The 25,182-nt window shown below is 67.0% G+C and carries 21 protein-coding genes; 14 read left to right on the top strand and 7 right to left on the bottom strand.

From position 1 onward, the window contains the following. Positions 1-30: 30 nt before the first annotated feature. A complete protein-coding gene (locus MTBLM5_RS06760) occupies positions 31-1,320 on the bottom strand; it encodes a DUF3422 family protein (RefSeq protein ID WP_173974997.1) in 1,290 nt (429 codons plus the stop codon). Positions 1,321-1,386: 66 nt separating this feature from the next. Here MTBLM5_RS06760 and tldD point away from each other — a divergent pair, with 66 nt between their 5' ends. Further along, positions 1,387-2,817, top strand: coding sequence for a metalloprotease TldD (tldD, locus tag MTBLM5_RS06755; protein WP_173974996.1), 1,431 nt, complete (start codon positions 1,387-1,389; stop codon positions 2,815-2,817). On the opposite strand, the gene MTBLM5_RS06750 is transcribed toward tldD, so the two are convergent. Continuing rightward, positions 2,814-3,443: a hypothetical protein gene (locus tag MTBLM5_RS06750; RefSeq protein WP_173974995.1), complete on the bottom strand. Its 630-nt coding sequence runs from the start codon at positions 3,441-3,443 to the stop codon at positions 2,814-2,816. The genes tldD and MTBLM5_RS06750 overlap by 4 nt on opposite strands. A 141-nt stretch (positions 3,444-3,584) precedes the next feature. Here MTBLM5_RS06750 and MTBLM5_RS06745 point away from each other — a divergent pair, with 141 nt between their 5' ends. The 11 genes from MTBLM5_RS06745 to MTBLM5_RS06695 all read left to right on the top strand — a co-directional run bounded on the left by MTBLM5_RS06745 (position 3,585) and on the right by MTBLM5_RS06695 (position 17,745). Further along, complete coding sequence (locus tag MTBLM5_RS06745) at positions 3,585-5,198, top strand: tetratricopeptide repeat protein (RefSeq protein ID WP_173974994.1); 1,614 nt, start codon at positions 3,585-3,587, stop codon at positions 5,196-5,198. A 116-nt stretch (positions 5,199-5,314) separates the two neighbouring features. Next, positions 5,315-6,976, top strand: coding sequence for a flagellar basal-body MS-ring/collar protein FliF (gene fliF, locus MTBLM5_RS06740; RefSeq protein WP_173974993.1), 1,662 nt, complete (start codon positions 5,315-5,317; stop codon positions 6,974-6,976). Positions 6,977-6,991: 15 nt separating this feature from the next. After that, positions 6,992-8,011: a flagellar motor switch protein FliG gene (fliG, locus tag MTBLM5_RS06735; RefSeq protein ID WP_173974992.1), complete on the top strand. Its 1,020-nt coding sequence runs from the start codon at positions 6,992-6,994 to the stop codon at positions 8,009-8,011. Between the two features lie 3 nt (positions 8,012-8,014). Continuing rightward, positions 8,015-8,737, top strand: coding sequence for a FliH/SctL family protein (locus MTBLM5_RS06730; protein WP_173974991.1), 723 nt, complete (start codon positions 8,015-8,017; stop codon positions 8,735-8,737). 81 nt (positions 8,738-8,818) lie between these two features. Continuing rightward, positions 8,819-9,142, top strand: coding sequence for a flagellar motor switch protein FliN (fliN, locus tag MTBLM5_RS06725; RefSeq protein ID WP_173974990.1), 324 nt, complete (start codon positions 8,819-8,821; stop codon positions 9,140-9,142). A gap of 25 nt (positions 9,143-9,167) precedes the next feature. Then, positions 9,168-10,544 (top strand): sigma-54 dependent transcriptional regulator, encoded by a 1,377-nt coding sequence (locus MTBLM5_RS06720; RefSeq protein ID WP_173974989.1) that lies wholly within the window; start codon positions 9,168-9,170, stop codon positions 10,542-10,544. A 19-nt stretch (positions 10,545-10,563) separates the two neighbouring features. Further along, a complete protein-coding gene (gene flhA, locus MTBLM5_RS06715) occupies positions 10,564-12,690 on the top strand; it encodes a flagellar biosynthesis protein FlhA (protein WP_173974988.1) in 2,127 nt (708 codons plus the stop codon). A 40-nt stretch (positions 12,691-12,730) separates the two neighbouring features. After that, positions 12,731-13,729, top strand: coding sequence for a GTP-binding protein (locus tag MTBLM5_RS06710; RefSeq protein WP_173974987.1), 999 nt, complete (start codon positions 12,731-12,733; stop codon positions 13,727-13,729). Next, the gene (locus MTBLM5_RS06705; RefSeq protein WP_068501674.1) at positions 13,726-14,529 is read left to right on the top strand and encodes a MinD/ParA family protein; all 804 of its coding nucleotides are present in this window, start codon (positions 13,726-13,728) and stop codon (positions 14,527-14,529) included. Before MTBLM5_RS06710 ends, MTBLM5_RS06705 begins: the two co-directional genes overlap by 4 nt. 3 nt (positions 14,530-14,532) lie before the next feature. Beyond that, positions 14,533-16,200, top strand: a complete 1,668-nt coding sequence (locus tag MTBLM5_RS06700; RefSeq protein ID WP_173974986.1) for a DNA polymerase III — start codon at positions 14,533-14,535, stop codon at positions 16,198-16,200. Between the two features lie 54 nt (positions 16,201-16,254). Continuing rightward, complete coding sequence (locus MTBLM5_RS06695) at positions 16,255-17,745, top strand: DnaJ domain-containing protein (protein ID WP_173974985.1); 1,491 nt, start codon at positions 16,255-16,257, stop codon at positions 17,743-17,745. On the opposite strand, the gene pip is transcribed toward MTBLM5_RS06695, so the two are convergent. After that, complete coding sequence (gene pip / locus MTBLM5_RS06690) at positions 17,746-18,681, bottom strand: prolyl aminopeptidase (RefSeq protein ID WP_173974984.1); 936 nt, start codon at positions 18,679-18,681, stop codon at positions 17,746-17,748. A gap of 79 nt (positions 18,682-18,760) precedes the next feature. On the opposite strand from pip, the gene queA reads away from it, so the two are divergent. Both queA and tgt read left to right on the top strand, forming a co-directional pair. Continuing rightward, entirely contained in the window at positions 18,761-19,798 is a 1,038-nt protein-coding gene (gene queA, locus MTBLM5_RS06685; RefSeq protein ID WP_173974983.1) for a tRNA preQ1(34) S-adenosylmethionine ribosyltransferase-isomerase QueA, read from the top strand. After that, positions 19,795-20,922 (top strand): tRNA guanosine(34) transglycosylase Tgt, encoded by a 1,128-nt coding sequence (tgt, locus tag MTBLM5_RS06680; protein ID WP_173974982.1) that lies wholly within the window; start codon positions 19,795-19,797, stop codon positions 20,920-20,922. The genes queA and tgt overlap by 4 nt, the downstream gene beginning before the upstream one ends. A gap of 17 nt (positions 20,923-20,939) precedes the next feature. Here tgt and MTBLM5_RS06675 read toward each other — a convergent pair whose 3' ends face one another. The 4 genes from MTBLM5_RS06675 to odhB form a co-directional block, all read right to left on the bottom strand. Next, complete coding sequence (locus tag MTBLM5_RS06675) at positions 20,940-21,602, bottom strand: LemA family protein (RefSeq protein ID WP_173974981.1); 663 nt, start codon at positions 21,600-21,602, stop codon at positions 20,940-20,942. A gap of 243 nt (positions 21,603-21,845) precedes the next feature. Next, on the bottom strand, positions 21,846-22,298 hold the full coding sequence (locus MTBLM5_RS06670) for a PepSY domain-containing protein (protein WP_173974980.1): 453 nt from the start codon (positions 22,296-22,298) through the stop codon (positions 21,846-21,848). Positions 22,299-22,444: 146 nt separating this feature from the next. Next, a complete protein-coding gene (lpdA, locus tag MTBLM5_RS06665; protein WP_173974979.1) occupies positions 22,445-23,851 on the bottom strand; it encodes a dihydrolipoyl dehydrogenase in 1,407 nt (468 codons plus the stop codon). 99 nt (positions 23,852-23,950) lie between these two features. After that, positions 23,951-25,153, bottom strand: coding sequence for a 2-oxoglutarate dehydrogenase complex dihydrolipoyllysine-residue succinyltransferase (odhB, locus tag MTBLM5_RS06660; RefSeq protein WP_173974978.1), 1,203 nt, complete (start codon positions 25,151-25,153; stop codon positions 23,951-23,953). Between the last annotated feature and the right edge of the window lie 29 nt (positions 25,154-25,182).

The following is a 25,182-nucleotide window of genomic DNA, read 5'->3' as shown; positions in this document are numbered from 1 at the left end:
CACGGAACGCCATTTTTGACGGACAACCCGTCACTCGGGATGCAGTAACGCCTTCCTGAGCCGCCGGACCCCCAGCACCACCGCGCCGATGATCACCGGCAGCGACACCAGGGCGGCGATGTCGGGGTCCAGTGGAACCCCGGCCCCCTTCAATCCCTTGGCGGCGTAGAGCACCAGCCCCAGCAGGTAGTACGAGATCGCCACCACCGACAGGCCCTCGACGGTTTCCTGCAGCCTGAGCTGCATGTGGGCGCGATGGTTCATCGATTTCAAAAGATCGCGGTTCTTTTCTTCCAGCGCGATATCGACCCGGGTCCGCAAAAGGTCGCCGGCCCGGCCGGCCCTGACCGACAACAGCTCGCGCCGCTCGGCCGCCGATTCGCAGGTCTTCATCGCCGGAGCCAGGCGGCGATCCATGAACTCGCCCAGGGTCTGGATGCCGGGAATGCGGTCCTCGCGCAATTCGGCGATGCGCTGCATGACGATGGCGTGATAGGCCCGGGCCGCGGCCAGCCGGAAGCCCGAGGCGGCGTCCAGTCGTTCGGCCTCGGCCGCCACCGCCGTCAGCCGGTCCAGCAATTCGCGGTCATTTTGCATGATGGCCGGATCGGCCAGTTCGGTGACGATGTCGGCCAGCTGGCGATCCATGCGCGCCACCTCGCCGTGAATGCGCCGGGCCTCGGGGAAGGCCAGCAGCGCCATCATGCGATAGGTCTCGATTTCCAACAGCCGCTGCATCACCCGGCCGGTCTGGCCCCTGGTCAGGGATCGGTCCTGCACCAGGATGCGGCCGAAACCATCGGCATGCAGGCGCAGATCGGTCCACGCCTCGGCGGCGCCGCCCAGCACCATGGAACCGATCAGCGCGTTGCCATCGAAGCGGGCGGCCAGCTCGTCTCCGGCCAGCCGGCCCGACGACATCGCGATATGGACCGCCGAGATGGCCGCGCCCGGCATCCGCTCCAGCCAATCGGCCGCCACCAGATCCAGGGCCGAGGCGGCGAACGGCTCGTCGAACGGGTCGAAGCGCAGGAAGGTGTAGGTGGAAAATTCGGTGTGACGCTCCCAGCGCAGGCGCAGCCCGCCCAGGTCGCGGGCGAAATAGGTCGCGCCATCACCCGGCGGCTCGGCGCCATGGCTTTGCAGGAGTTCGGCCAGATAGGCCCGCTCGACGCCCTCGCCCAGACCGTCGTGCAGGATGGCCAGATGGCTGGCCCGCACCGGCGCGGCCAGCTGTTCATAGGGGCGTGCGTGCACCTCGCCGGCCAGGGGGCGGCGCAGCGGATGCTCGCTGGCGACCAGCGATCGTGTTTCGGCCATTGCCCACCTCGTCGCAAACAACCACATTGATGTACAGTACCCCGTCCCGCCTGCCAAGGAGCCCAAATGCCGCACGTGTCCCAAGCCCAAGAGCTGTTCTTCACCCGTGCCGGCATGGACGAGGACAATGTCGCCGCCATCGTCGCCGAGGCCCTGGCCGGCACCGACGACGGCGAGCTGTTCCTGGAATACCGTCAGTCGGAAAGCGTGCTGATGGACGACCGCCAGATCAAGTCGGCCAATTTCGACACCACGCAAGGGTTCGGCCTGCGCTCGGTGGTCGGCGAGGCGCACGGCTACGCCCACGGCTCGGTCTTGTCGGAAGAGGCGATCCGCCGGGGTGCCACGACGGTCAAGGCGGTGCGCGGCAACCATTCCGGCACCATGGCCTTAGCGCCCGTCGGCACCAATGCCAGCCTTTACACCGATATCAATCCGCTGGTCCTGGTGCCCTTCGAGGCCAAGGTCAAGCTGCTGGAGGAGATCGATGCCTATGCCCGACGCGAGCCCCGAATCAAGCAGGTGTCGGCCTCGCTGTCGGGATCGTGGCAGGCGGTGTTCATCCAGCGCGCCGACGGCAGCCACGCCGCCGACATCCGCCCGCTGGTGCGCCTGAGCGTGTCGGTGGTGCTGGCCGAGGGCGACCGCATGGAAACCGGCGGCCACGGCATCGGCGGCCGCGTCACCTATGGCGGCATGATGGACGAGACGGCGTGGCGCCATTGCGTCGACGAGGCGATCCGCCAGGCCTCGGTCAATCTGGCCTCGATCCCGGCCCCGGCCGGCGAGATGAGCGTGGTTCTGGGGCCGGGCTGGCCCGGCGTCATGCTGCACGAAGCGGTCGGCCATGGCCTGGAAGGCGACTTCAACCGCAAGGGCACCTCGGCCTTTTCCGGCAAGATCGGGCAAAGGGTGGCGGCAAAGGGCGTCACCGTCGTCGATGACGGCACCCTGCCCGACCGTCGCGGCTCGATCACCATCGACGACGAGGGCACCGCCTCGGGCCGCACCGTGCTGATCGAGGACGGCATCCTGGTCGGCTATCTGCAAGACCGCCTGAACGCCCGTCTGACCGGGGTCAAGGCCACCGGCAACGGCCGGCGCCAATCCTATGCCCACGCCCCGATCCCGCGCATGACCAACACCTTCATGGAAGCGGGCGCCTTGGACCCGGCCGAGATTCTGGCGTCAGTCGAGAAGGGCATCTATGCCGTCAATTTCGGCGGCGGCCAAGTGGACATCACCTCGGGCAAGTTCGTGTTCGCCGCCACCGAGGCCTATCTGATCGAGAACGGCAAGATCGGCGCCCCGGTCAAGGGCGCCACCCTGATCGGCAACGGCCCCGATGCCCTGACGCGGGTCACCATGATCGGCAACGACCTGCAGATCGATCCCGGCATCGGCACCTGCGGCAAGGACGGCCAGGGCGTGCCGGTCGGCGTCGGCCAACCGACGCTTCGGCTTGACGGCCTGACCGTCGGCGGAACGGCGGTTTAGCGCGACTTGATCGGTACCGGGAAGACCGGCGTCGGCGCGGGCGCCGTGCCGGGCTCGGGCTTGGCGATCGGCTTGACCTCGGGCTTGGATTGGGGCTGGAGAGGGGGCTGGGGCTCGACCTTCGGCTCGGCCTTCGCCGTCTCGGCCTTGGACAGCGCCGTTTTGGCCGCCGCCTTCGGCTCGACCCTTGGCGGCAGCTTGGCCTTGCCGGGCAAATCCCTGGGCGCCAAATCGATCACCAGGCGGTTGCCTTTGCCGTCGGCCGGGTCGGGCGGCAGCGCGAACTTGTATTCCACCCGCGCCGGCGCGTTGGTGTAGATCACCAACAACCCCTTCTTCATCCCCCGCTTGACGAAATCATAGCGCGCCACCAGCCCGTGCGGCTTCAGGCGGTGACGGTTGGCCTCCCAATCGACCGAGGGGATGCCGACCATCACCCGCCGTCCGTCATCGGTGACGTTGGTGAAGAATTTGCTGATTTCGCTGACATCCAGCACCACCCGGGTCAGGTCGGGATGGGTCCCGGTGCGGGTGTTTTGCGTCTCGGTCCTGGCCGCCCGGTCCGCCGCCATCGCCGGCCAAGCCAACAACAGCACCGCAAGAATCAGTCCGACCGGCCGAATCATTGATCACCCCACAGATACAAACCATCGACCTAACCATACCTCTGGTTGCCAGGCTTGTCATGGCCCCGTAATGGGGCCTATCGTGGAGCCGCCTTTAAGGGGGGCGAGCCAACCAAATCGCGGACGGGACACCAGGCCGGCATGAGCGGTCATAAGGAAAAGAGCGTCGCCGAAGCCTTCGCCGAGGCGATGAACGCCTACCAGAACGGCAACGGCGCCGAGGCCCGACGGCTGGCCAAACGCATCGCCGACCACCACCCCACCTTCGGCGGCGCCCATTACCTGCTGGGCCTGTTGTCGCTGGACCGCGCCCAGGGCAAGCAGGCGGCCGGCCATCTGGCCAAGGCCATCACCATCACGCCGCGTCAGCCGGTGCTGCACATGGCCATGGGCCGCGCCCTGGAACTGACCGGCGACAACGCCGAGGCCTGCCTGCATTTCCGCACCGTGCTAGGCCTGATGCCCCACCATGCCGAGGCCCATGCCCGCCTGGGCAACGGCCTGCGCCTGTTGGGCAAGCGCGACGAGGCGATGGCGCATTGCCGCGAGGCGGTGGCGCAGGACCCCGCCCATGCCGATGCCTGGAACAGCCTGGCCGGCCTGCTGCAGGAATCCGGCCGGCCGGCCGAGGCGGCCGAGGCCGCGCGCAAGGCCCTGGCGCTCAGGCCCGACTGGCCGGCGGCCCTGAACAATTACGGCGTGGCGCTCAAGGAACTGGGCCGGCTGACCGAGGCGGCGGTGATCCTGGAAGGCGCGGTCGATCTGCGCCCCAGCCATGCCGGCGCGCGCGCCAACCTGGCCGCCGTCTACCGCGCCCTCGACCGTCTGGCCGACGCCCGCTCCCAGGCCGAAGCCGCCACCCGCGCCGACCCGCGCCACGCCGAATCCTGGATGGAACTGGGGCTGGTCCGCCAGGCGCTCAAGCATTCCGACGGCGCCGCCGCCGCCTTCGAACGGGCCGTCGCCGCCAAGCCGGACCTGGCCAAGGCGTGGTTCTGCCTGGGCGAGGCCCGCCGCCAGCAGAACAAGCCCGACCTCGCCCGCAAGGCCTATGGCCGCTATCTCGCGCTGGACCCGGCCGACCATTGCGGCGCCGCCCTTGGCCTGGCCCTGGCCGGCGGCGCCAACGCGCCGGCCAAGGCCCCCGAGGCCTATGTCCGCGAACTGTTCGACGATTATGCCGAACGTTTCGACGATTCCCTGGTCGGCAAGCTGGAATACCGCGCCCCCACCGTGCTGGGCCAGGCCCTGGCCGAGGTGCTGGGACCGGTCTCGGGTCTGGAGGTGGTCGATATCGGCTGTGGCACCGGCCTGGCGGCACCGGTGTTGAAGCCCCTGGCCGGCCGCCTGGACGGCGTCGATCTGTCGCCGGCGATGATCGCCAAGGCGGCCGAGCGCGGCCTTTACGACCATCTCGAGACCGGCGACGTCGTCGCCTATCTGGAGTCCCGCCCCGGCTCGGTCGATCTGGTGGCGGCCGCCGATGTGCTGGTCTATCTGGGCGACCTGGAACCGATCTTCGCCGCCGCCGCCAAGGCCTTGCGCGACGGCGGCACCCTGGCCTTCACCGCCGAGAGAAATGATGACCGCGCCTGGGTGCTGGGGCCGACCCAGCGCTATGCCCATTCGGTCCCCTATATCCGCGCCCATGCCGAGGCCGCCGGTTTCACCGTCGCCCTGCTGGAAGATGCCGTCACCCGCCACGAGGCCGGCCACCCGGTCCCCGGCCTGGTGGCGGTGTTGCGGAAGCGTTAGCTCGGCAAATCTTGCCGGGTATTAACCTTCCTTAAAGCTTGCCCGGTTACCCTGACGCTGTGGTCCTTGCGTCTTGCAGGACCCAGTCTGTCCTGACGGCTCTGGGTGAAACCGACGTGAACGCGTTCCTGCAGATGATGCGCGGCCTGGGCCCGATGCGGCTCGCCGCGATTGCCGGTGTCGGCGTCTCGATCCTCGGCTTTTTCATTTATCTGATGAGTCGCGTCGCCGCGCCGCAGATGGAATTGCTGTATGGCGATCTGGAAATGGCCGATTCCAAGGCCATCGTCGAGAAGCTGGCCGCCGAGAAGACCCCGTTCGAGGTCCGTCGCGACGGCCATGAAATCTGGGTGTCGAAGGACAAGAAGAACGAGCTGCGGGTGCGCATGGCCGAACAGGCGATGCCGTCCTCGGGCCGGGTCGCCGGCTACGAACTGTTCGACAAGCAAGACGCACTGTCGTCCACCAGCTTCCAGCAGAACATCAATTACGTCCGCGCCCTGGAAGGCGAGCTGAGCCGCACCATCCGCGCCATCGACAAGGTCAAAAGCGCCCGCGTCCACCTGGTGCTGCCCAAGCGCGAGGCCTTCTCGCGCGAGGCCAACGAGCCGTCCGCCTCGGTGATCTTGAAGATGGCCGGCACCAACCGGCTGGAACGCGGCCAGGTCATCGCCATCCAGCATCTGATCGCGGCCGCCGTGCCGAAGATGAAGCCGACCCGCATCTCGATCATCGACGACAAGGGCACGCTGCTGGCCAAGGGCTTCGAGAACGACCAGGAGGTCGCCGCCCAGACCGCCGAGGAAATGAAGCTCAACACCGAGAACCGCATGGCCCGCGTCGTCGAGGGCATGCTGGAGCGGTCGTTGGGCCCGGGCCGCGTGCGCGCCGAAGTCAATGTCGAGATGGACTTAAGCCGCGCCGTCACCACCGAAGAGACCTACGACCCGGAAAGCCGCGTCGTGCGCAGCCAGGTCACCGTCAACGAGGATGAAAGCTCGAACGAGGGCGAGCCGCCCAACGTCTCGGTCACCAACAACCTGCCCGACCCCAACGCCAATTCGTCCAGCGCCAACAAATCCTCGTCCAAGGCGTCGAAGACCCAGGAAACCGTCAATTACGAGATTTCCAAGAAGACCAAGAACGTCGTGCGCGAGATGGGCGAGATCCGCCGGGTCTCGGCCGCCGTGCTGGTCGATGGCATCTACGACGTCGCCGCCGACGGCAAGAAGACCTATCGCGACCGCACGCCCGAGGACGTCGCCAAGCTGGAAGAGCTGGTCAGGAACGCCATCGGCTTCGACCGCAATCGCGGCGACCAGGTCAAGGTGCTGTCGATGCAGTTCGCCGGCGGCGAAGAGCAATACCAGGCGGAAGAGCCGGGCGAGTTCATCTTCGGCATGCGGCGCGACTTCGTCGAGAAGGTCGCTTCGAACCTGGGCCTGTCCATCGTCGCCATCTTGTTCCTGCTGCTGGTGCTGCGCCCGCTCATCAGCCGGGCCATCGAAAGCATGCAAGGCCAGGTCGGCCCCGACGGTCGCCGCCTGCTGACCGCCGACGGTTCGGGCGTGCCGCAGCTGACCGGCCCCGGTGCGCCGCCGATGCCGGCGCCTGCCCTGGGCGGCGAGGAAGAAGTGATCGCCGACGAACTGATCGACATCGACAAGGTCGAAGGCCGCGTCAAGGCCTCGTCGATCAGGAAGATCGGCGAAATCGTCGAGAAGCACCCGGAAGAGGCTTTGTCCATCATCCGCAACTGGCTGTATCAGGAAGCGTAAAAGGAGCCCCCGCCCATGGCCCGCATGAAAGAGGACTACCGTTCGCTGACCGGCCCGCAAAAGGCGGCGATGCTGATGCTGTCCCTGGGCGAAGAGCATTCGTCCAAGCTGTTCGGGATGATGGACGACGAGGAAATCAAGGAATTGTCGCAGGTGATGGCCAACCTGGGCACGGTGTCGGCCAACCTGATCGAGCGATTGTTCGTCGAATTCGCCGACCAGCTGTCGTCCACCGGCTCGCTGGTGGGCTCGATGGAAAGCACCGAGCGACTGCTGATGAAGTCGCTGGGCAAGGACCGCGTCTCGACCATCATGGAAGAAATCCGCGGCCCGGCCGGCCGCACCATGTGGGACAAGCTGGGCAACGTCAACGAAGCGGTGCTGGCCAACTATCTGAAGAACGAATATCCGCAGACCGTCGCCGTCGTGCTGGCCAAGATCAAGCCCGACCACGGCGCCCGCGTGCTGTCGATCCTGCCGGAAAACTTCGCGATGGAAGTCATCATGCGCATGCTGCGCATGGAGGCGGTGCAGAAGGAAGTGCTGGACGGCGTCGAAAAGACGCTGCGTACCGAATTCATGACCAACCTGGCCCGCACCCAGCGTCGCGACGCCCACGAAATGATGGCCGATATCTTCAACAATTTGGACCGCAACGCGGAAAACCGCTTCATGTCGGCCCTGGAGGAACGCAACCGCGAATCGGCGGAAAAGATCAAGGCGCTGATGTTCACCTTCGAGGATCTGGTCCGCCTGGATGCCGCCGGCGTCCAGACCCTGCTGCGCCAGTGCGAGAAGGACAAGCTGGCCATGGCGCTCAAGGGGGCCAGCGACGCCATCAAGGACCTGTTCTTCAAGAACATGTCCGAACGCGCCGGCAAGATGCTCAAGGACGACATGGAGGCCCTGGGCCCGGTCCGCCTGCGCGACGTCGATCAGGCCCAGGCTTTGATCGTGGTCATGGCCAAGGAACTGGCGGCCTCGGGCCAGCTGGTCATCTCGGAAGGCCGCGAAGAAGACGAGTTGGTCTACTAAGCGATGCCTTACCGCAAATACATGTTCGACCTCGATTTCGGCCAGCCGCCGCAGCAGGCGCGCCAGGCCAAGATCGAGGAGGAACAGGCCGCAGCAGCCGCAGCCGCCGAGGAGGAAATCGCCGACGAGCCGCCGCCGCCGATGTTCACCGAGGAAGAGTTGAACATGGTGCGCGAGGCCTCGTTCCAGGAAGGCCGCGAAGCCGGCTTCGCCGAGGCGGCCGAGGCCGATGCCCGGCAGATCGCCCTGGCGGTCACCGCGCTGACCGAACGCATCGACGCCGTGTTCCGCCAGCAGGACGAAGCCAACGATGCCAATGCCCGCGCCGCGGTCCGGGTGGCGATGGCGGTGTTGAAGAAGATGCTGCCGGCCGCCTGCGAGAAGCACGCCTTCGACGAGGTGGCCCGGGTGGTCGAGGATGTGGTCGCCCATATCCTGGACGAGCCGCGCATCATCGTCCGCGTCGCCGCCCCCCTGGTGGAACCGGTGCGCGAGCGGCTTGAGGCGGCGGCCGAGGGCCAGGGGTTCGAGGGCCGCGTCGTCGTCCAGGCCGATCCGCGCCTGGCCGTCGGCGACGCCCGGGTGGAATGGACCGATGGCGGTGCCGAACGTGACCAGGCCCGCCTGTTGGAAGAGATCGAAGTGACGGTCGAACGGGCGCTGGCGCCGCCCGAACGCCGCGCCGCGGTGGAAGCGGCACACGAAGCCGAGATGGGCTCGGTTTGAAAAGTGTCCTGCCCCGGAAATCCGCCCGCGGGTTTCGGGGATAGGCAGGCCACTGATTTTTTGAATTGACGAGGTGATCCTATGGCCGATTTCGAACTGAACGACTTCATCCCGGAAGGCGGCGAGTCGATGTCCGATACCCCGGACATCCCGCGTTCGGCCCGTGACCTGGAAGCGGTCTACGACATTCCCGTTCAGGTGTCGGCGGTGCTGGGCAAGTCCAGCGTGCAGGTCAACCAATTGCTGAAGCTGGGTCGCGGCGCGGTGGTCGAACTGGACCGCAAGGTCGGCGAGGCCATCGACATCTATGTCAACAACCGTCTGGTGGCGCGCGGCGAGGTGGTGGTGGTCGAAGACCGTCTGGGCGTGACCATGACGGAAATCATCAAGACCGATCGCAGCTAACCAAGTCCCCGGGGGAGAACAGATCATGCGGTTGCTGATCATCGGCGCGATGGATGGACAGATCGGGGCGGCCAGCAAGATCGCCATGGCGCGTGGCGCCAAGGTGTCCATCGCCGACGACGTCGAACAGGGCCTGGAGGCGTTGCGCGGCCAAGGGGCCGATCTGGTGATGATCGACGTCCGCCGCGACGTCTCGCGCCTGGTCGAGGCCCTGGAAGTCGAGCGCATCGTCGTGCCGGTCATCGCCTGCGGCATCTCGACCGACGCCTCGGCCGCCGTGCGCGCCATCAAGGCCGGCGCCAAGGAATACATCCCGCTGCCGCCCGACGCCGAACTGATCGCCGCCGTCCTGGCCGCCGTCACCGCCGAAAACCACGCCATCATCCACAAGGACCCGCGCATGGCCCAGACCATGCGCCTGGCCGAGCAGGTGGCGGGCTCGCATGCCTCGATCCTGATCACCGGCGAATCGGGCACCGGCAAGGAATTGATGGCCCGCTTCATCCACGACAAGAGCCCCCGCGCCAAGGCCCGCTTCGTCGCCGTCAATTGCGCCGCCATCCCGGAAAACCTGCTGGAATCCGAGCTGTTCGGCCACGAGAAGGGCGCCTTCACCGGCGCGGTGGCCCGGCGCATCGGCAAGTTCGAGGAAGCCAGCGGCGGCACGCTGCTGCTGGACGAAATCTCGGAGATGGACATCCGCCTGCAGGCCAAGCTGCTGCGCGCCATCCAGGAGAAGGAAATCGACCGGGTCGGCGGCAACCAGCCGGTCAAGGTCGATTGCCGCATCGTCGCCACCTCGAACCGCAACCTGGAAGATTACGTTCGCCAGGGCGGCTTCCGCGAGGATCTGTTCTATCGCCTGAACGTCGTCAACCTGGCCCTGCCGTCCTTACGCGAGCGGCCGCTGGACATTCCGATCCTGTCGGATTTCTTCATCAAGAAATATTCCGAAACCAACGCCATCGCCATTCGCCCGCTCTCGCCCGAGGCCCGTCAGATGCTGATCAAGCATTCGTGGCGCGGCAATGTGCGCGAGCTGGAAAACACCATGCATCGCGCCGTGCTGCTGGCCAGCGGCGCCACCATCGGCCCCGAGGCCATCATCCTGACCGGGGCGCCCCTGGGCGGCCACGATCCGGTGGTGTCGCAGGTGACCCACGCGGCGGCGGCGGTGATGAGCGGCGCCGGGGCCACCCAAGGCCTGGTCGGACGCACCGTCGCCGACGTCGAGCGCGACCTGATCATCGACACGCTGAGCCATTGTCTGGGCAACCGCACCCATGCGGCGACCATCCTGGGCATCTCCATTCGCACCCTTCGGAACAAGCTGAAGCAATATTCCGAAGAAGGAATCAACGTTCCGCCGCCGGCCGGCGGCGAAGAACGTGCCAGCCTTTAACCCCGTCGGGAAATAGCACATGGCCGACGGCGCTCCGTCTCCGGGAAATTTGGCAGCCAACGACACCGCCCAGGCCGCCTGGTCGCGCTTCAACAAGGCGTTGCGCCGCGGCGACGTGATCTTGGCCATCGGCGTGGTCGCGATCATGCTGATGCTGATCCTGCCACTGCCGTCCTGGCTGCTGGATATGGGTCTGGCCCTGTCGGTGACCGTCAGCGTCTTGATCTTGATGGTCAGCCTGTTCATCGAAAAGCCGCTGCAATTCTCGTCCTTCCCGACGGTGCTGCTGTTGACCACGCTGATCCGATTGTCGCTGAACCTGGCCTCGACCCGCCTGATCCTGGGCCACGGCCACGAAGGCCCGGAAGGCGCCGGCCAGGTCATCGCCGCCTTTGCCAGCTTCATCATGAGCGGCAATTTCGTCATCGGCATCATCGTCTTCATCATCCTGGTGATCGTCAATTTCGTGGTCATCACCAAGGGCTCGGGGCGTATCGCCGAAGTGGCGGCCCGCTTCACCCTGGACGGCTTGCCGGGCAAGCAGATGGCCATCGACGCCGACCTGTCGGCCGGCCTGATCGACGAACAGACCGCCAAGAAGCGCCGCAGCGAATTGGAACAGGAAAGCCAGTTCTTCGGCGCCATGGACGGCGCCTCGAAGTTCGTGCGCGGCGACGCCATCGCCGGCCTGCTGATCACCGGCATCAACATCATCGCCGGCATGATCATCGGCATGGCCCAGAACAACCTGACGTTCGCCCAGGCCGCCGACATCTATACCAAGCTGACCGTCGGCGACGGCCTGGTCACCCAGGTCCCGGCCCTGCTGGTCTCGGTCGCCGCCGGTATCCTGGTCACCAAGGCCGGCGTCACCGACACCGTCGACAAGGCCCTGAGCACCCAGCTGGGCGGCTATCCCCGGGCCATGGGCACGGCGGCCGGCCTGATCACCATGATGGCCATCGTGCCGGGCATGCCGTTCCTGCCATTCTTCATGCTGGGCGGCGGCATGGGCCTGGCCGCCTATTTCGTCGACAAGCAGCAGCGCATCAAGGTCGAGCGCGAGACCATCGAGGCCGAGGAAAAGGCCCGCCAGACCACCCCCGTCGCGGAAGAGCCGATCTCGACCGCGCTGCGCATCGACACCGTGCGCCTGGAACTGGGTTATGGCCTGTTGCAGATGATCAACAATCCCAAGGGCGTCAAGCTGACCGACCAGATCAAGAGCCTGCGTCGGGCCATGGCCTCGGAAGTGGGCTTCGTCATGCCGTCGGTCCGCATCCAGGACAACATGCAGCTGCCGGCCAACGCCTATGTGGTCTACATCAAGGAAGTGGAATCCGGGCGCGGCGACCTGCGCCCCAACCATCTGCTGATCATGGACCCCCGCGGCGACGAGATCACCCTGCCCGGCGAGAAGACCAAGGAGCCGACCTTCGGCCTGCCGGCCATGTGGGTCGAGCCGACCAACCGCGAGGAAGCCCTGTTCCGCGGCTATACGGTCGTCGATCCGCCCACCGTGGTCACCACCCACCTGACCGAGGTGATCAAGGACAACATGGCCGAGATGCTGTCCCATTCCGAGACCCAGAAGCTTCTGGACGAAATGGACAAGGAGCATCAGAAGCTGATCGCCGAACTGATCCCGGCCCAGATCACCATCGGCGGCCTGCAGCGCGTGCTGCAGAACCTTCTGACCGAGCGCATCTCGATCCGCGACCTGCCGACCATCCTGGAAGGCGTCGCCGAGGCCTGCGGCCACACCCGCAACGTCACCATGATCACCGAGCATGTGCGCGCCCGCCTGGCCCGCCAGATTTCCGACAGCAACACCGGCCCGCAGGGCTTCATCCCGCTGATCACCCTGTCGCCGGAATGGGAACAGGCCTTCGCCGAATCGCTGGTCGGCCAGGGCGAGGAAAAGCAATTGTCGATGCCGCCGTCGCAATTGCAGGACTTCATCACCCGCACCCGGCAAAGCTTCGAACGCTTCGCCATGCAGGGCGAGACTCCGGTGCTGCTGACCAGCCCGATGGTCCGGCCCTATGTGCGCTCGATCATCGAACGCTTCCGCCCGGTGACCGTGGTGATGAGCCAGGCGGAAATTCACCCCAAGGCCAAGATCAAGACCATGGGTCAGATATGAGCGGGGCGGGGACAGATATGACCGGGGGGACGTCTAGGCCATGAGGCTGAAATCCTTCACCGCGCCGACCATGGCCGAGGCCATGGAGATGGTGCGCACCGAACTGGGCGACGAGGCGATCATCGTCTCGACCCAGCGCGCCGCCGGCGCCAAGGGGGTGCGGATCACCGCGGCGCTGGAGCCGGCCGACGCCGATCTGGCGGTGGCCGAGTTGTTCGAGGAAAGCGCGCCGTCCTCGTCGGCCGATGCCGTCAAGGCAGCGCTGGAAACCCACGGACTCCCAAGCCGTATGGCCGAACGGCTGGCCAACGCGGCGCGGGCATCCGACATCGCCGACCCGACCCTGGCCTGCGCCGCCGCCTTGGAAGCCGGCTTCTCGTTCGCCCATCTGCCCGACCATGGCGCGCTGCGCCCGTTCATGATGATCGGCGGTCATGGCTCGGGCAAATCGATGGCGGTGGCCAAGCTGGCGGCCCGCTCGGTGCTGAAGCAGCGCCATGTCGGCATCATCACCTGCGACAACATCCGGGCCGGCGCCGTCGAGCAATTGGCCGCCTTCACCCGCATCCTGGGCATCGATCTGGTCAAGACCCGGGGGCCGGACAGCCTGCGTCAGGCGGTCGAGAACGTTACCGGCATGTTCGACCTGGTGCTGATCGACAGCCCCGGCCTGAACCCGTTTCGCACCTCGGACATGGATTACCTGCAGTCGCTGATCGAGGCGGCCGACATCGAACCGATCCTGGTGATGGCCGCCGGCGGCGACGCGGCCGAAGCGGCCGAGGCGGCCGAGGCCTTCGCCGCCATCGGCGCCACCCGACTGTTCACCACCCGGCTCGACACCACCCGGCGGCTGGGCGGCATGCTGGCGGCGGCCGAAGCCGGCCAGCTGGCCCTGTGCGACGTCTCGGCCAGCCCGCATGTCGCCGACGGATTATCGCCCATTTCCGCCATTTCCCTGGCCCGTCTGCTGTTGCCGCAGGCGCCCGCCCCCCATCTCGATCAAAACTTCTGGACCGACGAGGCACCCTTATCATGACCACGGCATCCGAAGCTCCGACCCTGGCCCCTCGCCCGGTTCAACGCGCCAAGGGACGAAACCTCGTCGCGGTGGCGTCCGGCAAGGGCGGCGTCGGCAAGACCTGGTTCTCGATCACCCTGGCCCACGCCATCGCGCGGGCCGGCCGTCGCGTCTTGTTGTTCGACGGCGATCTGGGCCTGGCCAACGTCGATATCCAGCTGGGCCTGATGCCCAAGACCGACCTGGGCAGCGTGGTCGCCGGCCGCCTGACCCTGAACCAGGCCCTGGTGCGCTTCCCCGAAGGCGGCTTCGACATCATTGCCGGCCGCTCGGGTTCGGGCACGCTGGCCAACATCCCGCTGTCGCGCCTGCAATTGCTGGGCGACGATCTGGTGCTGCTGTCCAATTCCTATGACAAGGTGGTGGTCGATCTGGGGGCCGGCGTCGAGAAGACCACCCGCAACTTCGCCACCCAGGCCGGCACCATCTTGGTGGTCACCACCGACGAGCCGACCTCGCTGACCGACGCCTATGCCTTCATCAAGGTCACCCAGATGGAACGGCCCGGCACCGACATGCGCATCGTCGTCAACATGGCCAACTCGACCCGCGAGGGCGAGCGCATCTACAACACCCTTCTGAAGGCCTGCGAGGGCTTCTTGAAGATCAGCCCGCCGCTGGCCGGCGTGATCCGCCGCGACCTCAAGGTGCGGGAAGCCATCCGCAACCAGACGCCGATCCTGATCCGCTCGCCCAATTCCGAGGCCGCCGCCGACGTCGAAGCCATCGTCGAGCGCCTGCTGGCCCAGGCGCGCTAGACCATGTCCAGCGTCGCGCCGCCACCCGCTCCGCTGCCCGTTACCGGGTCGGCGGTCAGCGGGCCGGTGGCGCTGACGGTGACCGGCGGCCAGATCGCCAATGCGGCGCTCGGCTCGATGATGGAAGCGGTGGCCCAGGCCCGCGCCGCCAAGGGGGCGATGACCGTCGCCACCCCCGATGGCATGGTCCAGTTGAAGGCCCTGCCCGGCCAGACCCTGCCGCCGATCCCCGAAGGGGCTCGGCTGCTTTTGCAGGTCACCGACCAGGGCGTCACCTTGCTGGCGGTGAACGGCCGCCCGCTGGCCGGCATGACCCTGCCCGGCGCCCCCACCCTGGCCGGCGCCCCCTTCGCCGGCCCGCAGACCGCCATGCCCCCCTTCATGGGCGCCGCCACCGGCCAGGCGGGAGCCCCCGGCACGCCGGGCACCCAGACCGGCACCCCCATGGCCGGGCCGCAAGCCGGAGCCCCCGCCGCGTCCTTGCCCGGCGCTCCCGCCGGCCTGACCGCCACCATGATCCGCCCGGCCTCAGGCCAAGGGATGGCGCTGGCCACCGCCGCCCAGCCCGGCACCCTTGACGCCGGCCTGCCGCCCGATCTGCCGGCGGGCACCCGGCTGACCGTCCGCATCGCCGGAATCGAGCTGCCGGGGCAGACCCCGCCCCAGACCATCCCCGCCGCGCCGCAGACCGCCATGGCGCCTGCCGCCGCGTCGCCGGGCCGACCCGGCCAGCCGGCCCAAGCGCCCCAGTCGGCGCCGCCCACCCTGCCGGGCGATCTTGCCGTTCCGGCCGCCGCCACGGCGCCCCGCCTGTTGACCGCCACCGTCGTCGCCCATCCGCCCGGCGGCCAGGCGGTGGTGCAGACCCCGGCCGGCACCCTGGCGCTGCCGACCGGGTCCGATCTGCCGGTCGGCACGCGGCTGCAACTGGAATTGGCCGGCCAGCCGGAACCGCCGCCGCCTGCCGCCGCCGCCGGCCCAGGCCAGGCGGCATCGACGGGACTGCGCCCGGGGGGCTGGCCGACCCTGGCCGAAACCATGACCACCCTGAATGCGGCCGGAGACCGCCAGGCGCTGGACATGCTGATGCGGTCGCTGCCGCAGGTCGGACCGCGCCTGGCCGCCAACATCGCCCTGTTCGCCGGGGCGATGCGGTCGGGCGACGTCCGCGCGGTCCTGCCCGACGGCACCACCAGGGGATTGGAAAAGGCCGGCCGCAAGGATCTGGCCGAACGGCTGAAGGCCGAACTGGAACAGATGGCACCCGAGGGCGGCCGGCCGGTGGCGGGCGGCGAATGGACCGCCTTCACCCTGCCGCTTTTGTTCGGCCAGGTGGTCGATCCGGTCCAGCTCTATGTCCGCCGCCGCCAGGGCGAGGACGAATCCGACCCGGCCAAGGGTGGTGGCGGCGAACGCTTCTTGCTGGATTTCAACCTGTCGCGGCTGGGCCGCATGCAGATGGACGGGCTGGTGCGGCGCGACGACAAATTGTTCGACCTGATCATCCGCACCGACCAGCCGCTGCCGCCCGAGATGCGCCACGACATCTTAGGCATCTTCACCAACGCCGCAGAACTGGTCGGCACCAAGGGCTCGGTCGCTTTCCAATCGGGCGGCCGCTGGGTCGAATTGCCCCCGGACGCTCCGCCGCCCACGAAGATCGTGGTTTAAATCGGCACGGCACTTGCAGCAGACTGAGGGCAACAAGGCCCTATGTCGATGCAGATGACCACCACCTACCCGGACCCCAAAGGCTATTACGCGGTGCTTGGACTGCTCCCCGGAGCGGACCTGGCGGCCATCAAGACTGCCTATCGCAACCGGGCCAAGCAGGTGCATCCCGACCGCAATCCGTCCGAGGCGGCACGCCAGGAATTCCAAGCAATCGTCGAGGCTTACCGGGTCTTGAAGGATGTGGTCTACCGCGCCGAATACCATGCCACCGGGGTCCCGCCATTGGTCGATGACGGCGATGATTACCCGGCGACGCCATTCGCCTGTTCGGCCTGCGGCAAGATCACCGTGCAGCCGCGTTACGTCATCTTCCACCAGGTAAAAAGTTACCTGGTGTGGGCCAGGCGCACCCGCGAAGAGGGCATTTTTTGCCGGGACTGCGCCGACCGCATCGCCGCCAGGGCCTCGACGGTCAGCTGGCTGCTGGGCTGGTGGTCGTTGCCCGGCCTGATCCTGACCCCCATCGCACTGGTCAGAAACCTGTTTGGCGGCACCAAGCCCAAGGACCAGAACGCCCGCATGCTGATCCGCCAGGCCCGGGCCTTCCTGGCGCTGGACGAGACCGACCTGGCCCGCGCCCTGACCGAGCAGGCGTCGCGCTTCGCCCGCCTGTCGGTCCATGCCCGCCAGATCGAGCAATTGCGCGCCGAAACCGGCCAGGGCGGCCGGCGCCTGAAAAATCGCTGGGCCTTGTGGAATGGCGGGGTGTTCTTCGCTCAGGCGCTGCCGCTGGTGGCGCTGCCGCTGGTGCTGGGGGTGGCCGCCCTGATCGCCCTGAAACCGTGGGAGCCGCCCATGGCCGCCCGCGCCGGCATCAGCGTCCAGGCCGCCGAGATCGGCGACATCCGCTATGTCGCCATCGAGGATCTGAAGCTGCGCCAGTCGCCGGTCGATGGCGCGCCGGTCCTGACCCTGCTGGACCGCTTCACCACCGTCCAGGTGGTCGATGTCACCAGCCCGGAATGGGCCCAGGTGCGCACGCCGTCGGGCGTGGTCGGCTGGGTTACCCGCCGGGCGCTCTATGCCGGGACCTCGGCGTTGCACAAGCAGGAATGGTGCGCCCAGAATCCCGGCTCGACGCCCGAGGCCGGCGAGGTGCTGATCCGTCGCGCCACCGGCGAGCATCGCCTGCTGATCCATAATGACGGCCGACGCGACGCCGTGGTCAAGCTGAAGACCATGGGCGGGCACACCGTCGCCGCCTATTTCGTGCCGGCCACCCACCATATCGGCGTCGGCGGCCTGCCCGACGGCACCTTCCGCATCGAGTTCGCCAGCGGCAGCCACTATTCCCGCGCCTGCGGGGTGTTCACCCAATCGATGCAGGCGGCCCTGCTGCCCTTCACCCTGACCTATCACCAGATCTCGGCGGCGCGCCTGAAGGCGGCCACCACCATCCCCGAGATCGTGCTGGTCACCGCGCCGGGCGACCCCAAGCAGCCGCAGCCGCTGGACACCGAACAGTTCGCCCGCGACGATTGATCACGGACAGATCCGCCGCATCTCCTCGACTGCCGCCACCAAAGCGGTGCGCAGGCCGGGCTCCATCGCCGAATGGCCGGCCTCGGCCACCACGGTCAGCCGCGCCTTGGGCCAGGCCTGGGCCAGGTCGAAGGCCGATACCGGCGGGCAGATGACGTCATAGCGGCCCTGGACGATGCGGGCCGGCAAATGGGCGATCCGGCCGACCTCCTCCAGCAACTGGCCCGGCCGCAGGAAGCCGCCATGGACCATGTAATGGCATTCCATCCGCGCCATCGCCAGGGCGGCGGCGCCGTCGGGCTCGACCGGGTCGGGCCGGGCGACCAGGCGGGCGCAGGCTTCCTCGTAGCCCGACCACATCCGCGCCGCCGGCAGGTGGATGTTGGGGTCGGGATGGGTCAGGCGGCGATGATAAGCGGCCAGCACGTCGCCGCCGTCACCCTGGACATGGGCGACGAAACGGCGGTGCGCCTCGGGATAGAAAGCGGCCATGCCGTGCAGGAACCACTCGGTTTCGCTTTCGCGGAACAGGAACACGCCCCGCAAGACGAAGCCGGTGACCCGCTCGGGATGGGCCTGGCCATAGGCCAGGGCCAGGGTGCTGCCCCACGAGCCGCCGAACAACAGCCAACGATCCACCGCCAGGTGGCGGCGCAGCTTCTCCATGTCGGCGATCAGGTGGCCGGTGGTGTTGAAGCGGGTCTCGGCATAGGGCACCGAGCGGCCCGACCCCCGCTGATCGAACAAGACGATCCGCCAATGGGCCGGATCGAAGAAACGGCGATAGGGTGGCGCGGTGCCGGCGCCTGGCCCGCCATGGACGAACAGGACCGCCGGACCCTGGGGGTTGCCGGATTCCTCCCAGTAAAGGGTGTGGCCGTCGCCTACCTCCAGGGCACCCCAGGCATAGGGCTCAATCGGGGGGAACAGGTCCATTCGGGCTCTTTTCATCGATCATTACCCGATCATTGTGCGAGGGTTGACGGGCCGGCGCAATCCCGCCTAAACCCTCACCATGAAAGTGGACCTGTTCGATTTCGACCTGCCGCGCGAGCGGATCGCCGAGCGCCCGGTGAATCCTCGCGATTGCGCCCGCCTGCTGCATGTGACGACCAGCGGTCTGGCCGACCATGTGGTCGCCGATCTGCCGCGCTTTTTGCGTCCCGGCGACGTGGTGGTCAGCAACGACACCCGCGTCATCCCGGCCCGGTTGTTCGGCCATCGGGGCGAGGCCGGCATCGAGGTGACCTTGCACCAGCGCCTGGGCCTGGCCCAATGGAAGGCCTTCGCCCGGCCGGCCAAGAAGCTGAAGCCGGGCGATCTGGTCCGCTTCGGCCCCGATTTCACCGCCACCATCGCCGAAAAGGGCGAGGCCGGCGAGGTTACCCTGGCCTTCGACCGCGCCGGCCCCGAGCTGATGGCCGCGCTGGAGGAGTTCGGCCGCATGCCGCTGCCGCCCTATATCAGGAAGGGCGTCGCCGACCAGCAGGACCGCGCCGATTACCAGACCGTGTTCGCCAAGGAACAAGGCGCGGTGGCCGCCCCCACCGCCGGCCTGCATTTCACCCCGGCCTTGCTGGACGCCATCGATGCCGCCGGCGCCACCCGGCTGACCGTGACCCTTCACGTCGGGGCCGGCACCTTCCTGCCGGTCAAGGTCGATGACACCGATGACCACCGCATGCATGCCGAGTTGGGCGTGGTGACGGCCGACATCGCCGATGCGATCAACCGCGCCCGGGCCAATGGCGGCCGGGTGGTGGCGATCGGCACCACCTCGCTGCGGCTGCTGGAAAGTGCCGCCGATCCCGACGGCTTGATCCGGCCCTTCGACGCCGCCACCGACATCTTCATCACGCCGGGCTATCGCTTCCGGGCGGTCGATCTGTTGATGACCAATTTCCACCTGCCGCGCTCGACCCTGTTCATGCTGGTCTCGGCCTTTTCCGGGCTGGATCGCATGCGGGCGGCCTATGCCCACGCCATCGCCGGCTCCTATCGTTTCTATTCCTATGGCGACGCCTGCCTGCTGCACCGGGAGACCTTCGCGTGACCGCCTTTCGCTTCGACCTTCACGCCACCGACGGCGCCGCCCGCTGTGGGACCTTGCACACCGCCCACGGCCCGATGGACACCCCGGCCTTCATGCCGGTCGGCACGGCGGCCACCGTCAAGGCGATGATGCCGGACAGCGTGGCGGCCACCGGCGCCCAGATGATCCTGGGCAACACCTATCATCTGATGCTGCGCCCCGGCGCCGAACGCATCGGCAAGCTGGGCGGGCTGCACCGCTTCATGAACTGGCCTGGGCCCATCCTCACCGATTCCGGCGGCTTCCAGGTGATGAGCCTGGCGAAACTGAGGAAACTGACCGAGGACGGCGTCACCTTCCAATCCCATATCGACGGCTCGAAGCACCTGTTGACGCCCGAGCGATCGATGGAAATCCAGAATTGGCTGGATGCCGACGTCACCATGGCCTTCGACGAATGCACGCCGTTTCCGGCCACCGAGAAACAAGCGGCCGAGTCCATGCGGCTGTCGATGCGCTGGGCCAGGCGGTCCAGGGATGCCTTCGTCGAGCGCCCGGGCTATGGCCTGTTCGGCATCGTCCAGGGCGGCATCTACCCGGAATTCCGCGCCGAATCCGCCGCTGCCCTGACGGCGATGGGCTTCGACGGCTATGCCGTCGGCGGCCTGGCGGTGGGCGAAGGCCAGGAATTGATGTTCTCGACCCTGGATTTCACCACGCCGCTGTTGCCCACCGACCGGCCGCGTTACCTGATGGGGGTGGGCCGGCCATCGGACATCGTCGGCGCGGTGCTGCGCGGCATCGACATGTTCGATTGCGTGATGCCGACCCGGTCGGGCCGCACCGCCCAGGCCTTCACCCGGCGCGGCACGGTGAATTTAAGGAACGCCCGCCACCAGGACGACCCGCGCCCGCTGGACGAAGCCTGCACCTGCCCGGCCTGTCGCAATTATTCCCGCGCCTATCTGCACCACCTGATCCGCGCCGAGGAGATTCTGGGCCCGATGCTGCTGACCTGGCACAATTTACATTATTACCAGGAGGTGATGGCGGGACTGCGGGCGGCGATCAAGGAAGGCCGGGTGCAGGACTTCGCGGCGAAGTTCGCCGAGCAGGAGGCGATGGGGGATATCGAGGTGGGGTGAGGGTGCGGGGGAGCCGGCTACTGTCGCCCCTGCCCCTCTTGTCCGCCTTTGACCTCGGCCAATGCGGTGTTGAGTTGCTTGCCCGCCTGATTGACCAGTCCACTCGCCTTGTCGCCCATCTTCTGCAACGTTGCTTTCAACATTTGGCCGTCATCGGTCTTGAAGTCGGGAAGGGCTTCCAACCCGGCCTCGTCAACCGAGTAGAACGGAGCTTCGTGAAAGCCTACCGACGAGGCGAAAAGCGTCTGAGGCAATGAACTGCGATAGGCGTTGTAGTGGCTGACCGAGGCATTGTATCCCTCGCGCCGCTTCTGCAGATCGCTCTCGATATCATGCAACTGGCTCATCAGCTGCTGGTAGGTGGCATTGGCCTTCAGATCGGGATACGCCATCGCCAAACTGGAAACCTGGTTCAGGACCTGATCGACCTTGCGCGCCGCCACCATCGCGTCCGTGATCGACGACATGTTTTCGGCAGTGGTCAGTTGCGTGAATTTTTCGTGTTCGCCGTAAGACTGCGTGATGTCGACAAGTCGCCCGGCAAGGTCCAGACGCTTCTTCAGCGAGGCCATGATATCGGCACGCGCACGCTTCACATCGTTCCCGAAGCGTTGCAGCTGATTGTAAATCTTCGCGAACCAGATCAGCAGCACAACGGTAATGAAAAGCAGCAATTCCATGATTTGTCCCCTCGAGAGCGCTCGCCCTGACGCAGGCGGAAATAGTGACACGAGATGACACGTGTCCGAAAGAGGGAAACCACAGAGACACAGAGGCACAGAGATAACTGCTTCGCGGTAACGCGATGAAACCACCGTCCGGCAGGAACTCTCTGTGCCTCTGTGTCTCTGTGGTTCAAACAAGCAAAATCCCCCCGAAGGCCAAAGCCCTCGGGGGGAGTCTGTTCGTTCACTCCCCGGCGCTTAATGCTTGATGCTGGCGATCTGGCCGGTTTGGGCGTCGATTTCAACGCGGGCGGTCTTGCCGTCGTCGTCCCTGGCCTGGACCCGATAGCGGCCGTCGCGGAACTCCAGCTCGGTGACGTCGTAATGGCCTTCTCCGGCGGCGGCGACGATGGCCTCGACGGCGCTGACCGGAACCGCCTGAACGTCGGTGTGCTTGGCGCGGTCGGACGCTGCGATCACATGGCCGGTCATCGGATCCACCGCCATCTTGACCAGACGGGCATCGGCAGTGCGGACAAGGGCGTCATAACGGCCCCGTTCATATTCCACCTTGCGCAGGTCATGGCCATCGGCGACCAACTGGTGGATGACCGCGGCGGGCGGCAGAACATTTTCCGGGACACGGTCGTCGGCGACGGCCATGACGGGAAGCGACAGGGCGGCGATGGTCGCGGCAATCAAGGTCTTCATGGGGGGTACTCCTGGGGGGTGGTTGCTGACAAGAACCGTAGCAACCCACCCCGGAACCCAGGCTGAACGGTCGGTTCATGCGCCGTTCAAAAACAAAATCCCCCCGAAGGCCAGGCCCTCGGGGGGATTTCGCAACAACGATCCGCTTAGACGTGGAGCGCGCGGCCCAGCACGGCCAGGCAGGCTTCCTTGACCGCCTCGCCCAGGCCCGGGTGCGAATGGCAGGTCCGGGCCACGTCTTCCGACGCCGCGCCGAATTCCATCGCCAGCACCAGCTCGGCCAGCAGGTCGCCGGCATTGGGGCCGACGATGTGGGCACCCAGCACGCGGTCGGTCGTGGCGCAGGCCAGCACCTTGACGAAGCCCTCGGTCTCGTTCATCGAGCGCGCCCGGCCGTTGGCGGTGAAGGGGAACTTGCCGGCCTTATAGGCGATGCCCTCGGCCTTCAGCTGCTCCTCGGTCTTGCCGACGGCGGCGACTTCCGGCCAGGTATAGACCACCGCCGGGATGACGTCGTAATTCACATGGCCGTGCTGGCCGGCCAGCTGCTCGGCCAGGGCCACGCCCTCTTCCTCGGCCTTGTGGGCCAGCATGGCCCCGCCGACCACGTCGCCGATGGCGTAGATGCCCGGGATGTTGGTGCGGAAGTGGCTGTCCACCTCGATGAAGCCGCGGGCATTGACCGCAACGCCGACCGCGTCCAAGCCCAGGCCGTCGGTGTAGGGCTTGCGGCCGATGGCCACCAGCACCATTTCGGCCTTGATCTCTTCGGCAGCGCCGCCGGCCGCCGGCTCGACGGTGACGATGGCGCCCTTGCCCTTCTTCTCGACCTTGGTGACCTTGGTCGACAGCTTGAAGTTCATGCCCTGCTTGGCCAGGATCTTCTGCATCGACTTCGACACTTCGCCGTCATTGGTCGGCAGGATGCGATCCAGGAACTCGACCACGGTGATCTCGGCACCCAGGCGGCCCCACACGGTGCCCAGCTCCAGGCCGATGACGCCGCCGCCGATGACCACCATGCTTTTCGGGGTCTTGGCCAGCTTCAGAGCACCGGTCGAGGACACGATGACTTCTTCGTCGATCTCGACGCCCGGCAGGCCCATGACATCGGAACCGGTGGCGATGATGATCGCCTTGGCCGACAGAACCTTCTCGCCGTCCTTGCCCGTGACCTTGACCTGGCCCGGAGCGGTGATCTGGCCGGCACCGACCACATAGGTCACCTTGTTCTTCTTGAACAGGAACTCGATGCCCTTGGTGTTGTCGCCGACCACCTTGTCCTTGTGGCCCATCATGCCGGCCACGTCGATGTCGACCTTGGCCACCTTGACGCCGAAGGCGGCGTATTCATGGGCGGCGGCGTGAAAAGCGTGCGAGGCCGATAGCAGCGCCTTGGACGGGATGCAGCCGACATTGAGGCAGGTGCCGCCAAGGCTCCCGCGCTTTTCCACGCAGGCGGTCTTCAGGCCCAGCTGGGCGGCGCGGATGGCGGCGACATAGCCGCCGGGGCCACCGCCGATGATGACGACGTCGAAGGTGTTTTCGGACATGGGTTTTCCCTTGCTCACAGGGTCACCCCCGGGCTTGACCCGGGGGTCCACGTGGATGGCCGGGTCAAGCCCGGCCATGACGGTTTGATGGCCGCGGTCTTACATCGCCAGCAGGATGCGCTGCGGGTCCTCGATGCATTCCTTGACGCGCACCAGGAAGCTGACCGCCTCGCGGCCGTCGATGATGCGGTGGTCATAGGACAGCGCCAGATACATCATCGGGCGGGCCTCGATCTTGCCGTCGGGCATCACCATCGGACGCTGCTGGACCTTGTGCATCCCTAAAATGCCCGACTGGGGCGTATTCAGGATCGGGGTGCTCATCAGCGAGCCATAGACGCCGCCGTTCGAGATGGTGAAGGTGCCACCCGTCAGGTCTTCCATGGAAAGCTTGCCGTCGCGGGCCTTCTTGCCCAGGCCGGCGATGGCCTGCTCGACACCGGCGAACGACAGCTGGTCGGCGTTGCGCACCACCGGGACCACCAGGCCCTGGGGGGTGCCGACGGCGACGCCGATGTCGTAGTACTTCTTGTAGACCAGATCGGTGCCGTCGATCTCGGCATTGACCGCCGGCCAATCCTTCAGGGCCTCGATGCAGGCCTTCACGAAGAAGGACATGAAGCCCAGCTTGGTGCCGTGCTTCTTCTCGAACTGGTCCTTGTACTGGTTACGCAGCGCGAACAGCGCGCCCATGTCCACCTCGTTGAAGGTGGTCAGCATGGCGGCGGTGTTCTGGGCTTCCTTCAGACGCTCGGCGATGCGCTTCCGAAGCCGGGTCATCGGCACGCGGTCTTCCAGGTCGGCCTTCGAGCGCGGGCCCGAGGGGGCAGCCGGGGCCGGAGCCGCGGCCGGCTTGGCGATGGCGTCCTGGACGTCGCCCTTGGTGACGCGACCGCCCTTGCCGCTACCTGCGATGGAAGCCGTGTCGATCCCAGCTTCCGAGGCCATCTTGGCGGCCGACGGGAAGGCCGGGGCAACCGCCGGAGCGGCGGCGACCGGGGCCGGAGCCGGAGCGGCAGCCGGAGCCGGAGCGGCAGCCGGGGCCGGAGCGGCGACGGCGCCGGTGCCGGCACCGATCATGCCCAGCACCGCACCCACTTCGACGGTGGCGCCGGCGGCGACGACGATCTGGCTCAGCACGCCGGCGGCCGGGGCGGGCACCTCGACGGTGACCTTGTCGGTTTCCAGCTCGACCAACGGCTCGTCGGCCTTGACGGCGTCGCCGACATTCTTGAACCACTTGGCGACGGTGGCTTCGCTAACGGATTCGCCCAGGGCGGGCACCTTGATTTCGGCGGTCATTGCTTTGGTTCCCTTATTCCGGGGCCTGT

It is taken from the genome of Magnetospirillum sp. LM-5 (assembly GCF_902729445.1).
Lineage (GTDB): Bacteria > Pseudomonadota > Alphaproteobacteria > Rhodospirillales > Magnetospirillaceae > Magnetospirillum.
This window is presented reverse-complemented; position numbering and strand designations above follow the sequence as displayed.